Here is a 13,207-nt window from a genome sequence, read left to right on the forward strand (position 1 = left end):
CCATGAACCCTATGCAAAGCGGCCCCGTTGACCACTGGTACGACGTCGAGGTCGGCGGCGAGGCGAGAACCTGCAAGCGCAGCTACTACGACGAGGCGTTCCACCGTGGTGCACTTCAGGGGATCTCTGTCAGCGCCGACGACGCCATGCATCACTTCGTCCCGACGTACACGCTGTCGCTGAGCGGCGTTCCCACGCAGCTGTCCTACAGCACAGACGACGACGGTTCCCTCCGCGTGCTGGCGGGCAGCACAGTCGTCGCGACCTTCCTGTCGTATGACTGGGTCGAGGTACGCGAGCGGCACGTCGCCTCGGGTAGTCAGACCACCGACGGCCTCTAGTCGTCGAACTGCTGTCAAGAGGCGGGGCCGCTGACCCGCGCTCAGCGCCACATCTTGATGCCCCTCCCGACAACGAAAACTCCAGCGGTAGCTCAGCTGTGTCGGCGCCAACTGACACGCTCTGGTGATGAGCACTCCATCCGAAGGCTCGGGCGTCAGACGTGCGGCGCTGCCCTCCTGGCAACTTGAGGTCGACCGTGACGACGCGATGGCTTCGCACGGGGCGATCTACGTCGGCCCGGATGGGCGGCGTGTCCACATGGTTGCCGGAAGCTCGGCAGCGCTGGAGGCTGCGATCCGGCCGCTGGCTGCCTACCTCGATGCGGCAGGAGCGACGGAGCACCAGGGTGAGGGGACGCCCGAAACGACTGGGCTCTCCGCGGAGATCCGACGTGCCGTGACGGTCCTGTCGGAGCTGTTAGCCGGCCACGACTCATTGGACGTCCTGTCGATGCTCCGGCAATACCTTGTTCCGCCTGATCTCGCCCTCTGGTCCGAAGGCGGCTCCCAGACCTCGGACTCCTGGGCCTGCGCGGAGGTTGTGGCTCTAGTGGTGCTCGGCCGTGGGTTGCCGAGGCGCTCGAACCCACCGATCCGCACGTCCGCGATCATCCCCGATCTCGTCCATGGCGCAGCGCGTGTGCTGTACCTGGCCGCATTGGCATCAATGGAAAGCCGGGCGGAGGGAGTCAAGCAGTCTGCCTCTGAGGCGGCAGTCAGCGACATCGCGTGGCGACTTCGCACGTACGAAACGGCCGTTCGCGGCCGACAGTACGTCTCGAGCGCGGAACGCATCAACGAAGCCACTCTGCGGCGACCCAACGCGGACGCCGTTTGGCGTCGCGTGCTGGGCTTCACGTACACAGACGTCCTGGCCGTACGGGAGTCGCTCGTCGACGTCCTCGGCGCGAAGCAGCAGGTTGCCCGGGACTGCGTCGCCGACACTGCTGCGGCGGGAGGGGCGCCGAACGCTGACGTCCTCGAGGCTATGCATTCCCTCCTCGTGACGCCGTCAGCGCTCTACCTGGTCACGGCTGAACAGGTGGCGACGCATGCTGGACTCGACCCCGAGGTCGCGACACGCGTCCTTGACGTGTACAGCCTGGGGCCTGACGGAAGGACACCGCTTGATCTCGTCGAGGAGTTTGTCGCCGGTCGCAATCCGATGGCTGGCAAGGGAGTCATCAAGGCACCCGGCCATGGCTACTTGGTCTTGCCTGGCGCCGTCGCCTTGGACGAGATCCGTCGAGCAGCCGAGACGCTGATCGCGAAGGACCCGGCGTGGGTGAAGTATGGGAAGGGTCGTGACGCTGCCGCAGAGGTCCTCGTCTCCGACGCGTTCGAGGAGCTCGTCCACGGTCGCGGTCGCATTCACCGGCAGGTTCGTTACCGCGGAACGCCACCTGCCGGTCTGGCCGTCGACCTGTCAGCGTCCTCGACAGACGCCCGTCAGGCCGAGAGCGCGGAAGCTGACGCACTGCTCGTTCTCGACGGGGTCGCGCTGTGCATTGAGGTGAAGGCGGGGTCAATTCGAAAGCCGTCACGCCAGGGCCGCTCCACGCACCTGCGCCGCGATCTCAAAGAGACCGTGCAGAAGGCTGCAGGTCAAGCAGATCGGCTTCGAGCACTCATCACGACCCACCACGGGCTCTGGCTTGAGGACGGCACGTGGCTCGACCTTCCCGACATCCATGAGGTCTATAGCGTCGTCGTCACCCTGGATGATCTTGGGCCGGCCTCGCTCGACACCGAGGCGCTCGCGCGGAGCGGTGTCATCACACAAGCGACTCTGCCGTGGATCGTCTCCGTGCACGACGTTCTCGTGATCGCGGAGCTGTTCGACCGCCCCGAGCAGTTCCTCACGTACCTCCGCCGGCGGACTAGTCGGGACGCCGCCCTGTGGGTGACGGCCGTCGATGAGCTCGACATCGTGATGTGGTTCGTCGCGGGCGGGTTCTACTTCGAACCCGATCCGGACCGACTCCACCGTGACCACCCCGGCGGCCGCCCGCCCACGGCGAAGGACCGGCGCACCTACGCCAATCAGGGCCGCACGGTCGTAGGCACCTTCACCGACCCGCTCGACGCGTGGTTCTACTACCGGGAGGGCAGTTCGTCCGCACTTGTTGGCCGCCCGATGAGAGACGGCAACGAGTTTGTGCGAACCATCATCGACCAGATGACGGAACAGGGCGCTCCCGGTTGGTGGCGCTCCGGTGCAGACCTGGATGGGTACTCGGCGCACGCACAGGAAGATCTCTCCAAGTACGTTCTAGGGATGCTCAGCATGTCCGCGCGTGACGGACAGTTTCACACCTACGCCACTGGAGGAACAGATGACTCTGGGCGGTGGCTCTTCATCTTTGCGAGCGGGCCAGACACCGCCGAGAATCGAGAGCACCTGAGCCTGTACCTGCGTGCCAAGAAGCATCAGGAGCGAGCCGACCGCGCCATGGCGTTCTTCCTGCGGCGCGACGGCAAGCCGCGCCTAACCGTTTGGATGCCGGACCCACCTTTACCCGATTCCGCACTTGACCAGCTTGCGCGTGAGATGAAGCTCGTTCCGCCCGACCGCACGCCGCGGGCGGTGCCGCCACACGCGAAACCAGGTGCACAGCCAGCGCGCCGAAAGCGCAGTAAGCGCCGCCGCCGATAGATCCCGTCGGCGGGCCGATACGGGCGCCTTAAGGCACTTCGATCGGACACCGGTCATCGCCACGGGTTCATCAGAACCTCTCAAGCGACCCGAGAGGTTGCTATCCCGACGCCGAGATGCGGCTCGGATTGACTGGTCCCGTAAAGGCTACCGACGGACGACCTCCAGCGTGACGCCCCGGTCGAGGCGCGGGATTTCCCTGAAGATCGGCTTCCTGCGTCGCGCCCGAATCCACCACCATCACCCAGGACAGTCAGCAGGCGCTCTCCGGCCAACGCGGCGTGCACCGTCGCGGGTGGAGCAGCCGCCTCAAGGAGGCGTTGACACCTCAAGTTTCGGCCGCCCTTGCATGCGAGAGGACACCCCAAGCTCTCTTGTAGAGCGCGTACCGAAGCTCGGACTTCTGGTATTCCGACAGGGAGGCCTCGAACTGCCGGTACAGCGCTCTGTCCTTCGCCACGGGACGGCGCCCTCGCCACGCCGGGGCCAGGTCGATGTGCCCGTGCGCGATGTGCTCCCACTGCCAGATCAGCGCGTACGTGCGCGCCTCCCAGTGGCTCTCTGGCCGACACCGGCGCGCCCACTCGTCGAACCAACGCGACATGCTGGTGCGGTGGCGCACCTTCTGCTCGACAGCGCGGTAGTCAACGCGGGCCAAGTCGCGCACCACACCCTGAAGTCGCGGCGTCCACTCGTCGTGGTTCACGAGCACCCGTGCCGAGCTGGCCCTCGCGGTGCGCGTTCCCAGAGCAGGTGGCATCTCGAGCGCCTCAGCGGCCGCAGCCCAGGACCTGACCGCGGGATCCATGCGCGCCAGGCACAGCGCCGCGAATACCCGAACCGTCTGCTCGGTGCTGTCCACCGCCGTGGCCAGGTGCTTGACGTACAACCCGTGCGGAATGACCTGCGGGATGGCTCGGACGACTAGACGCATTGGTGCTCCGTCGGGGTTGTCGAGGCGGTGGGACAGGCGACGATGCGGGGCCAGCGCCGCCATGACGAGTGCCGTGATGCGCGCTGTCATGACGGTCCGGTCGGCCAGCCAACCCAGCGGACCGTCGGAGGTCTTGGGCACCAGGCAGGTCCAGACGGCCAGCTCATCAGCAGCGCCCTGCCGATCGCTGGCACTCAGGAGCTGATCCGCACTCGTCAGCGCGCGGCCGCGGAGGGCGCCGTCGTCCGGAGGACGCATCCCCCACCGCGGCCCGCGAACGGCGGTCCGCCCGGCGGCCTCGACCGCGAGGGTCTCCGCCCAAGGGGCCACCCGTTGGGCGCCGGGTTGGCACGCCAGGTGCAGGAGAAGGCAGGTCAGGTGTCGAAGGTCGGCAAGGTAGTCAGGGCCGGGCACCACCTCGCCCCAGACTCGCACCGGTCCACCGTCGAGCGCGGTGTCGACGCGTCGCTGCATCGCGACGCATGCCAACTCCGCACGAACTGCAGGCAGGCGGACCAGATCCTGCGGGCACTGCCGGACTGGTCCGGCGCCGAGGGGGTTACCGCACGTAGTCGACGCCCCGACCGGGCGCAGCACGGAGTGCCGATGATGGCGGAACGAGCGCCCACAGCCCGGACACCTCCCGGCCAGGAACACCCCGTGCCTGGCGCACGCCGACACGATCGGCAGCCTCCACCGGACCTGCCACCTGCCGCCCTCGCTCAGGCACCGCGGGCACAGCTGCGTCCCGTGGTACGGCGGCCAACCACGTGTTGCCACCGCACGGGACGAGTGACGGTTCTCTGCGTCGAGCCTCATCAGAACGACGACGACGTCCCCCATGGACGCCACGGTGGCTGACCTCACCGCCACCCGGGAGGCGCCCGTGAGTCGTGCGATGCGCGTGACAGTCCTGTCACTCGGGGCGAGTGAAAGGAAACGCGTGGTGACCTCGTCAGCGGCACGAACGAGATGACGGCGGCCTAGACGGCGGCCTCCTCCGGCGACACCGAGACGACATGCGGCGCGTGGCCGCTGCCGAGAGACAAGCACGCTAGCTCCTCCACCGCTTCGCTCGAAGCCCTGAGACGACTGCCCGCGACCGGTCGTCAGCGCGAGCCGTCGCCGCCGCACCCGACGTGCCCACTGACGGGCTCGACGTGCAGCCGTCCAGTGCAGACCTACCGAGCCCCATGAGTGCGGACCGAGAAGGCCAGCGGTTGTCGGCCGCCGAGCTCTGGACGCGGCTTCGCGTGTGGGAGGCAGAGCCGCGGAGCGACGGCCGTTCGGAGGCCACAGTCGCCATGTACCGCCGGAAGGTCAGCGCCTTCCTCGCTTGGGTGGCAACACGTTGATGGCGGGCCGGCGGTGGAGTTCCGCCGACACCCAGGTGGCCCGGGCGGTGCAGTCCGGCCGCTGCTGCTAGCGCTGACGGGCCGACGTGGTGATTCGCGGAGGTAGCGGCGGGACGCGGACCTCGCGGTGGATGACCCACACCTCATCACCCCGCACAGCGCTGACGACCAGTCGGGCCCTCCCGGGCCGCCCGCTTCCTGCTGAGGTGACCTCCGTCTGCCATGTCACAGCCTGGCCAGGACTCACCAGTACCTCGCCAGGCCGCGCGCGTCGGCTCCCCTTGACGATCGGACCAGGGGCACCGGCGATGACGCCATCCTGATCAGGACTCAGTGACAGTCCGGGAGCATCGTGGATCTCGACGTCGACACCCGTGAGCGCTTCTGACGATGCCAACCGCACCACGAGCCGCTGGTGCCGGCGCAGGCGATCGCGGCTCAGCGGCTCGATCTCGATGTCCAGCTCGGGGGTCCGCTCGTCGTATCTACGCGCCCGCTCGATGGCCGCAGTCTCGTCCGCAGCTCGTGCCTGCCTGCGCGTATACAGAGTGCTCAGGGCTGCCACGAGAAGGGCAACGGCGGAGATGATGAGCGCGGCGACGTCCACGTGCGTTCTCTATTCCTCTCCGTGATCAGATGAGGCTCATGGCCGGGTCACGGGGAATGCCTGCTCCAGATGGCTGGTGATCGGGACCACCAGGGCCTCAGTGATTCCGGCGGAGACGCCATGGATGAACCACAAGACGACATCGTCGAAGGTGCCGGTAAGCAGGAGCACACCGAAGACGACGAGGCCTGTCACCTCCCGCCAGCGTCTAGGCAGGAGGTCAGCGGCGATCTGGACTGCGTCACTTCCGCGCACAGGAGGAGGATGGCATGGGCCACTGACAGCGGCGGGCATGTCGGTCGGTCTCGCGTGCAGCGCTCCGTTGTGGGCACGGCTCGGCACCACGCTGCTTCACCGGTGCGCCCTGTTTGCCCGTCAGTAGACACGCTTGTAGCAGCCTTGTGACAGGCAGACAGGCGTCACGGAAGCCCACCCGGCCGGCCATCGCACCAGGGGACGCCTGCTAGTTCACGCGCTGTACCTAATAAAGTGGTCGCGCTCTTTCAAGTAGGAGGGATCTCGACAAGAGGCAACCCGCGCAGCGCGAATCACATCTGCATGTCGACGAATCGCGAGTAGTGCCCCTGGAATGCCACGGTGATGGTGTCGGTCGGGCCGTTTCGGTGCTTGGCCACGATGAGGTCGGCCTCGCCCGCGCGCGGCGATTCCTTCTCGTACGCGTCCTCGCGGTGCAGCAGGATCACCATGTCGGCGTCCTGCTCGATGCTGTTGTGGACGGCGATGCCGTTCGCAATGAAGTTGTGGGTCCCCACCACGGTGGCGTCGAAGACCTGCTGCTCCCCCAGCGCCTCGATCGCCACCACCTCGTCCCAGAGCAGGTCGTTGACCGCCATGATCTCGAGCTCCTGGGAGTCGAGGACCTCCGCGATGCGGCCGAGCCGCTGCCGCGACGGGGCGTGCTTCCACATGGTCGAGCCGCAGAACTGCGTGCCGAGGGCGGCGGCGAACTCCCGGTGCGTCATGCCCCGCTCGGCGAGCAGGTCGCGCACGTCCTCCCAGACCTGACGGGGCACCGTGTCGACGTTCGTGTTGGCGCGGGTGTCTCGGATGATCTCCAGCAGGCGGTCCGCCTGTGCACCGCGAGCGCCGTGCACACCGATCTCCTGCAGGAAACGGCGCTGGTCGTCGACGCCCGAGATGTCCAGCGTCCACCCGTCGCGGTAGCCGGTCTTCTGCGTCCGCCGGATGCGGGTGGAGATCCCGAACCGCAGCAGGAGCCGCGACAGGTCGTCGACCAGGCGGCGCGAGGTGGACGCGTAGTAGATGCGCCCGGACCGGCCGTTCGCGTTGACCGTGACCGATCCGTCCGTGGCCCAGATGTGGCGGACGAATAGCGAGATCTGCGCCTTGGGCAGGTGGAAGACGGCGGTCGGCACGAACTTCTCGTGGCTGCGCGCGCCGAAGAGCCCGAACTGGTCGAGCCACTCCGCGACGGGGTTCCGCTTGCCCCGGGCGAGGCGGAACGGGGCCGGCAGCCGCAGCGTGGTCACGCGCGCAGCCGCGTAGTCGTCCCGGATCGGCGTGATGCCGAAGGCGGTCGCGGCGTCCGACACGGCGGTGAGGTTCGCCTCGTCGACCGACGCGTACCGCACGGGCTGACGCTTCACGAACGACCCGTCACCGAGCAGGTGCGCCAGCATCACGACCTTGCGGTCGTCCCACGCCTGGCTGCGCTCGGGCCCGGGCACGTGCCTCGGCACGCCGACCCGGGACCCGACCTCCAGCTCGCCCAGTGCCGTCCAGCCCTCGTAGGTGAGGAACGGGTGGTTGGCGGTCGCCGTGACCTCCTTGCCCGACGCGAGCCGCAACCGATACACCGGCTTCACACCCGTGGGGAAGACGTGCGTGAGGTGGCGGCGCACGTACTGCAGCCGGTCGTCGAGCGCCCAGATCGGGACGTCCTTGTGCCCGAGGGCGAACATCTCGCCCAGGCTGGTCTCGGCACCCGTGTCGGCGCGGAGCACGCGGGTGTCCTCGGTGAGGCAGCCCGACTCACGAAGGTCGCTCATCTGCGGCTTCTTGTCGGTTCTCTGCTCCGGGCCACGGTTCAGCTGCGAGATCGCGATGACCGGGACCTCGAGCTCCTTGGCCAGCAGCTTGAGCGCACGCGAGAACTCGGAGACCTCCTGCTGGCGGGACTCGACGCGCTTGCCGGACGTCATCAGCTGGAGGTAGTCGATGACGACGAGCTTGAGGTCGTGCCGCTGCTTCAGGCGCCGGCACTTGGCGCGGATCTCCATGAGCGACATGTTCGGCGAGTCGTCGATGAACAGCGGGGCCTCGGAGATACGGCCCATGGTCGCGGCGATCTTCGCCCAGTCCTCCTCGCCCATCGCGCCCGTGCGCAGCTTCTGCAGGTGCACGCGCGCCTCGGCGGAGAGCAGACGCATCGTGATCTCGTTGCGGCTCATCTCGAGGGAGAAGACAACAGCGGCCATGTTGTGCTTGATCGCCGCAGATCGGACGATGTCGATACCCACCGTCGACTTGCCGATGGCCGGCCGCGCCGCGATGACGATCATCTGGCCCGGGTGCAGGCCGTTCGTCAGCCGGTCGAAGTCCGCGAAGCCGGTCGGCACGCCGATCATGCCCTCGCCGCGGTGACCGGCCGCCTCGATCTCGTCGACCGTGCCGCCGATGATCTCCGACAGCGGCAGGTAGTCCTCGGACGCGCGCCGCTCGGTGACGGCGTAGACCTCGGCCTGGGCGTTGTTGACGAGCTCGTCGACGTCGCCGCCGTCGGTCGCGTAGCCGAGCTGGACGATGCGCGTGCCCGCCTCGACGAGCTTGCGCAGGATCGACCGCTCCCGGACGATCCGCGCGTAGAACCCCGCGTTCGCCGCGGTCGGGACCCCGGCGATGAGCGTGTGCAGGTAGGGCGCGCCGCCGATGCGGGCGATCTCGCCGCGCTTGGTCAGCTCGTCCGAGACGGTGATGGCGTCGGCGGGCTCGCCACGGCCGTAGAGGTCGATGATCGCGTCGTAGATGACCTCGTGCGCGGGGCGGTAGAAGTCGGTGCCCCGGATCTGCTCGATGACGTCGGCGATGGCGTCCTTGCTGATCATCATGCCGCCGAGCACGGAGCGCTCGGCGTCGAGGTCCTGCGGCGGGGTGCGGTCGAAGCCACCGCCCCTGCTGCTGCGCTCCGCCGGCGGTGCGCCGAACTCGAGGTCCTCGATGGTCACCTGTCACCCACTCTTCGCTCGTCCCACCCGGTCGAACGCCAGTTCTACACGGAGCCGCTGACAGGGGCCGGGCCGCCGCCGCGACGCTGCGCCGGCACGCGGGTGCCCACCTGTCCTCGCGAGGTTAGGTGCCGCCGTCCCCGGACCCAAACGGGCGTGTGCACACACCGGTGGACAGCCTGTGGACGGCCCCCTCAGGCCTGTGTGCACAGGTTGTGGACGAACCTGTGGAGAAGGTCACGCGGCGGCCCGCGCACCCCCTCCCACCGGCGCATACGCTGTGCACGTGCTGTGGAACGACATCCGTTCACCCGAATGTCACCTGGCGGACGTGTGAACCGGCACGTGGACGGTCGTCCCACTCCGTACCCCGCCTCCGACGGCGCGTCGGGCGACCACCTGCCCGGCGCGCGCCCGGCCGGCGTGGACCGTCAGATCGTCGCCCTGGCCGTCCCCGCCCTCGGCGCCCTCGTCGCGGAGCCGCTGTTCGTCCTCGTGGACTCGGCGATCGTCGGGCACCTGGGCACCGACGCCCTCGCGGGCCTCGCCCTCGCGTCCACGGTGCTCGTCACCCTCGTCGGCCTCTGCGTCTTCCTCGCCTACGCCACGACCGCGGCCGTCGCCCGCCGGGTCGGTGCGGGCGACACGCGCGGTGCCCTGCAGACCGGTGTGGACGGCATGTGGCTCGGCCTGGGGCTGGGCGTCGTGCTCGCCGGCGCCGCGTGGCTCGCTGCGCCCACGCTGCTCGGCGTGCTCGGCGCGAGCGGGGGCGTCGCCGAGCAGGCGGTCGCGTACCTGCGCTGGTCGACGCCCGGCCTGCCCGGCATGCTCCTGGTCCTCGCCGCCACGGGTGCGCTGCGCGGGCTCCAGGACACCCGCACCCCGCTGGTCGTCGCCGCCTCGGGTGCCGTCGCGAACGGGCTCCTCAACGCCGTGCTCGTGTACGGCGCGGGCATGGGCATCGCCGGCTCGGGTCTCGGCACCGCCGTCGCCCAGCTCGGCATGGCCGTCGCGCTCGTGGTCGTCGTCGTGCGGGGCGCGCGCCGAGCCGGGGCGGACCTGCGCCCGGCCGCCGGCGGCATCCTCGCCAACGCCCGCGCGGGCGTCCCGCTGCTCGTGCGCACGGCGAGCCTGCGCCTCGCGATCCTGCTGACCGTGTGGGTGGCGACCGGCCTCGGCGCCTCCGCCCTCGCCGGGCACCAGGTGGTCAACGCCGTGTGGGGCCTGACGGCGTTCGCCCTGGACGCCCTCGCGATCGCGGCGCAGGCGCTGGTCGGGCACGCCCTCGGCGCGGGCGACGTGCCGCGCACCCGCGCACTCCTGCGCCGCACGCTGCAGTGGGGCGTCGCCGCGGGGGTCGTGATGGGCGTCCTCGTCGGCGCTCTCGCGCCGCTGTACGTGCGCCTGTTCACCGCCGACCCGGACGTGCGCCGCGCGGCTGTCACCGGGCTCGTCGTCGCGGCGGTCGCGTTGCCCATGGCGGGCTGGGTCTTCGTCCTCGACGGCGTGCTGATCGGCGCCGGGGACGGGCCCTTCCTCGCGTGGGCGGGCGTCGCGACGCTGGTCGCCTACGTCCCCGCGGCGCTGGCCGTGCACGCGTGGGCGCCGCCGGGCGCCGCCGGGCTCGCGTGGCTCTGGGGAGCGTTCGCCGTCCTCTTCATGGCCGCTCGCGCCCTCACGACGGGATGGCGCGCACGCGGCACGGCCTGGATGGTCACGGGCGCCTGACCGTCGGTCGGGCCGACCGGTGCCCGGCGGGCCGCCGGGTGCTCAGTCGCCGCCGCCACCACCTCCGCCGTCGCCCCCGCCGCCGTCCGACCCACCGTCCCCGTGCGTGTCGCCGCGGTGCCCGTCGCCCCCGTACCCGGCGCTGCCGCCGTCGCCCGTGCCGCCCGCGTCCCGGCGACGCGCGTCCCGACCGCGGCCCCCGGCGGACTGCGACTGTGCCATCCCGCCGAGCGAGAGCACGAGGAAGACGATCCCGACCGCGAGGAACGCCGCACCCGTGCCCTCGCCGAGCTGCGTGACGCCCAGGACGAAGAACACGATGCCGATCGGCAGGAACGCCGCCCACTGCCCCGTGTTCTTCTGCGCCTCGGCGTCCGACCGGCCCTCGGCCTGCCCCGCTGGGTCCTGCTCACTCATCCGCACACCCCTCGTCGTTGCGGGGATCGTAGCCACGTGCCGCGGACCTGCGCCGCAGCGCACGCACGCCGTTCGCGGGTGTGTCCGGGCTCCCCCGCGCCCTCGCGGCACGTCCAGGCACGCAGAACGGCCCCGCCCCGGACGTGCCGGGACGGGGCCGTTCTCGTTCGAGCCGGTGTCAGGCGCCGACGACCCGCACGGTCACCGTCGCGGCGACCTCCGGGTGCAGGCGGACCTGGACCTTGTACTCGCCGAGCGACTTGATCGCCTGCGAGACCTCGATCTTGCGCTTGTCGACGGAGGGGGCGCCGGCGGCCTTGATGGCCTCGGCGATCTCCGCGGTCGTGACGGCGCCGAAGAGGCGGCCGGACTCGCCGGACTTCGCCGTCACCGTGACCGCGTTCGCCTGGAGCGAGTCGCGGACGGCCTTGGCGTCGTCGAGCGACGCGATCTCGCGGGCCTTGCGGGCCTTGCGGATCGCGGCGACGTCCTTCTCGGCACCCTTGGTCCACGGCGTGGCCAGGCTGCGCGGGATGAGGTAGTTACGGGCGTACCCGTCCTTCACCTCGACGATGTCGCCGGGGGCACCGAGACCGGTGACCTCGTGGGTCAGGATGATCTTCGCCATGAGTCTCCCCTTCCTCAGCGAGCCGACGACGAGTACGGCAGGAGAGCCATCTCGCGGGCGTTCTTGACGGCACGCGCGATCGCGCGCTGCTCCTGGACCGACACGCCGGTGACGCGACGGGCACGGATCTTGCCGCGGTCGGAGATGAACTTGCGGAGCAGGACCGTGTCCTTGTAGTCCACCGTGTCGATCTTGGCGGCCTTCAGGGGGTTCTGCTTCTTCTTGGGCTTGCGGACGACGGGCTTGGCCATCGTGGAGCTCCTTGTCTGTGGAGCCCCGAGCGTTGCCGTGCTCGGGGATGTGAGTCTTCAGGTGGTGCGAGGACCGATCAGAACGGGGGCTCGTCGGAGTAGCCGCCGCCGCCGGACGACCCACCCGCGGGCGTGGCCCACGGGTCGTCGGCCTGGCCCGCGGAGGATGACGACGACGACTGGCCGCCCCCGTAACCGCCGCCACCGCCACCGCCGAACCCACCGCCGCCACCGCCACCGAAGCCGCCGCCACCACCGGACCGCTGGGTCCGGGTGACCTTGGCCGTGGCGTAGCGCAGCGACGGGCCGACCTCGTCGACCTGCAGCTCGTACACGGTGCGCTTCTCGCCCTCGCGGGTCTCGTAGGAGCGCTGCGTGAGCCGTCCGGTCGCGATGACGCGGGTGCCCTTGGTGAGGGACTCGGCGACGGACTCGGCCGCCTCGCGCCAGATCGAGCAGCGGAGGAACAGCGTCTCGCCGTCCTTCCACTCGTTGCTCTGGCGGTCGAACGTGCGAGGCGTGGACGCGACGGTGAAGTTCGCGACCGCCGCCCCGGACGGGGTGAAGCGCAGCTCCGGGTCCCCGGTCAGGTTCCCGATCACCGTGATGGTGGTCTCACCGGCCATGGCGGCCTCCTCGCTCGTTCCGACGGATCGACTGCGGCTGTGCCGCGCGGTTGGGGTGCTGCCCGGACGCTAGCGCCGGGCACCCACACGCGGGGCTCAGACCTCGCGGCGCAGGACCTTGGTGCGCAGGACGACCTCGTTGAGGCCGAGCTGGCGGTCGAGCTCCTTGGCGGTCGCGGGCGACGCGGTGAAGTCCACGACGGCGTAGATGCCCTCGGACTTCTTCTGGATGTCGTACGCGAGGCGACGACGGCCCCAGACGTCCACCTTGTCGACGGTGCCACCCTCGGTCTTGACGACCGTCAGGTACTTGTCGAGCGACGGGGCGACGGTGCGCTCCTCGATCTCGGGGTCGAGGATGATCATGATCTCGTACTGACGCAGGCTCATACCCACCTCCTCTGGTCTTCGCGGTCACGGTCGGTCCGTGACAGGAGGGTTCTCGTGCGTCTGCGCAC

12 protein-coding genes and 1 pseudogene are annotated in these 13,207 nt (G+C 69.7%); 3 read left to right on the forward strand and 10 right to left on the reverse strand.

Annotated features, from left to right (window positions below):
- The first annotated feature begins 11 nt into the window (after positions 1–11).
- Together E5225_RS17165 and E5225_RS17170 are read left to right on the forward strand one after the other, a co-directional pair.
- On the forward strand, positions 12–341 hold the full coding sequence (locus E5225_RS17165; protein WP_135972165.1) for a hypothetical protein: 330 nt from the start codon (positions 12–14) through the stop codon (positions 339–341).
- Positions 342–468: 127 nt separating this feature from the next.
- On the forward strand, positions 469–2,997 hold the full coding sequence (locus E5225_RS17170) for a hypothetical protein (protein ID WP_135972166.1): 2,529 nt from the start codon (positions 469–471) through the stop codon (positions 2,995–2,997).
- A 328-nt stretch (positions 2,998–3,325) separates the two neighbouring features.
- Here E5225_RS17170 and E5225_RS17175 read toward each other — a convergent pair whose 3' ends face one another.
- The 5 genes and pseudogenes from E5225_RS17175 to E5225_RS17185 all read right to left on the reverse strand — a co-directional run bounded on the left by E5225_RS17175 (position 3,326) and on the right by E5225_RS17185 (position 9,099).
- On the reverse strand, positions 3,326–4,405 hold the full coding sequence (locus E5225_RS17175; protein ID WP_243738073.1) for a hypothetical protein: 1,080 nt from the start codon (positions 4,403–4,405) through the stop codon (positions 3,326–3,328).
- A 186-nt stretch (positions 4,406–4,591) separates the two neighbouring features.
- Positions 4,592–5,065 (reverse strand): annotated as a pseudogene (locus E5225_RS18295) (TniQ family protein); the annotation flags it as partial.
- A gap of 288 nt (positions 5,066–5,353) precedes the next feature.
- Positions 5,354–5,893 carry a hypothetical protein gene (locus tag E5225_RS17180; protein ID WP_135972167.1) on the reverse strand — a complete coding sequence of 180 codons (540 nt, stop codon included), beginning with the start codon at positions 5,891–5,893 and terminating at the stop codon, positions 5,354–5,356.
- A gap of 36 nt (positions 5,894–5,929) precedes the next feature.
- Positions 5,930–6,088, reverse strand: coding sequence for a hypothetical protein (locus tag E5225_RS17650; protein WP_166435882.1), 159 nt, complete (start codon positions 6,086–6,088; stop codon positions 5,930–5,932).
- 353 nt (positions 6,089–6,441) lie between these two features.
- A complete protein-coding gene (locus E5225_RS17185; protein WP_135972168.1) occupies positions 6,442–9,099 on the reverse strand; it encodes a replicative DNA helicase in 2,658 nt (885 codons plus the stop codon).
- A gap of 399 nt (positions 9,100–9,498) precedes the next feature.
- Between E5225_RS17185 and E5225_RS17190 the strand changes: the two genes are divergently transcribed.
- A complete protein-coding gene (locus E5225_RS17190; RefSeq protein WP_243738081.1) occupies positions 9,499–10,827 on the forward strand; it encodes an MATE family efflux transporter in 1,329 nt (442 codons plus the stop codon).
- 42 nt (positions 10,828–10,869) lie between these two features.
- Here E5225_RS17190 and E5225_RS17195 read toward each other — a convergent pair whose 3' ends face one another.
- From E5225_RS17195 to rpsF, 5 genes are all read right to left on the reverse strand, one after another.
- Positions 10,870–11,244: a hypothetical protein gene (locus tag E5225_RS17195; protein WP_135972170.1), complete on the reverse strand. Its 375-nt coding sequence runs from the start codon at positions 11,242–11,244 to the stop codon at positions 10,870–10,872.
- Positions 11,245–11,422: 178 nt separating this feature from the next.
- Positions 11,423–11,872: a 50S ribosomal protein L9 gene (gene rplI, locus E5225_RS17200; RefSeq protein ID WP_135972171.1), complete on the reverse strand. Its 450-nt coding sequence runs from the start codon at positions 11,870–11,872 to the stop codon at positions 11,423–11,425.
- Positions 11,873–11,886: 14 nt separating this feature from the next.
- A complete protein-coding gene (gene rpsR / locus E5225_RS17205; RefSeq protein ID WP_135972172.1) occupies positions 11,887–12,123 on the reverse strand; it encodes a 30S ribosomal protein S18 in 237 nt (78 codons plus the stop codon).
- Between the two features lie 77 nt (positions 12,124–12,200).
- Positions 12,201–12,749, reverse strand: a complete 549-nt coding sequence (locus tag E5225_RS17210; RefSeq protein WP_135972173.1) for a single-stranded DNA-binding protein — start codon at positions 12,747–12,749, stop codon at positions 12,201–12,203.
- A 96-nt stretch (positions 12,750–12,845) separates the two neighbouring features.
- Entirely contained in the window at positions 12,846–13,139 is a 294-nt protein-coding gene (gene rpsF / locus E5225_RS17215) for a 30S ribosomal protein S6 (protein ID WP_135972174.1), read from the reverse strand.
- Positions 13,140–13,207 lie beyond the last annotated feature (68 nt).

This window comes from Cellulomonas shaoxiangyii (assembly GCF_004798685.1).
Taxonomy (GTDB): domain Bacteria; phylum Actinomycetota; class Actinomycetes; order Actinomycetales; family Cellulomonadaceae; genus Cellulomonas; species Cellulomonas shaoxiangyii.

Excerpts from the sequence above, each read along its gene's own strand:
- E5225_RS17165 (WP_135972165.1), top strand. The coding sequence starts at position 12 with ATGCAAAGCGGCCCCGTTGACCACTGGTACGACGTCGAGGTCGGCGGC.
- E5225_RS17170 (WP_135972166.1), top strand. The coding sequence starts at position 469 with ATGAGCACTCCATCCGAAGGCTCGGGCGTCAGACGTGCGGCGCTGCCC.
- E5225_RS17175 (WP_243738073.1), bottom strand. The coding sequence starts at position 4,405 with ATGCAGCGACGCGTCGACACCGCGCTCGACGGTGGACCGGTGCGAGTC.
- E5225_RS17195 (WP_135972170.1), bottom strand. The coding sequence starts at position 11,244 with ATGAGTGAGCAGGACCCAGCGGGGCAGGCCGAGGGCCGGTCGGACGCC.
- rplI (WP_135972171.1), bottom strand. The coding sequence starts at position 11,872 with ATGGCGAAGATCATCCTGACCCACGAGGTCACCGGTCTCGGTGCCCCC.
- rpsR (WP_135972172.1), bottom strand. The coding sequence starts at position 12,123 with ATGGCCAAGCCCGTCGTCCGCAAGCCCAAGAAGAAGCAGAACCCCCTG.
- E5225_RS17210 (WP_135972173.1), bottom strand. The coding sequence starts at position 12,749 with ATGGCCGGTGAGACCACCATCACGGTGATCGGGAACCTGACCGGGGAC.
- rpsF (WP_135972174.1), bottom strand. The coding sequence starts at position 13,139 with ATGAGCCTGCGTCAGTACGAGATCATGATCATCCTCGACCCCGAGATC.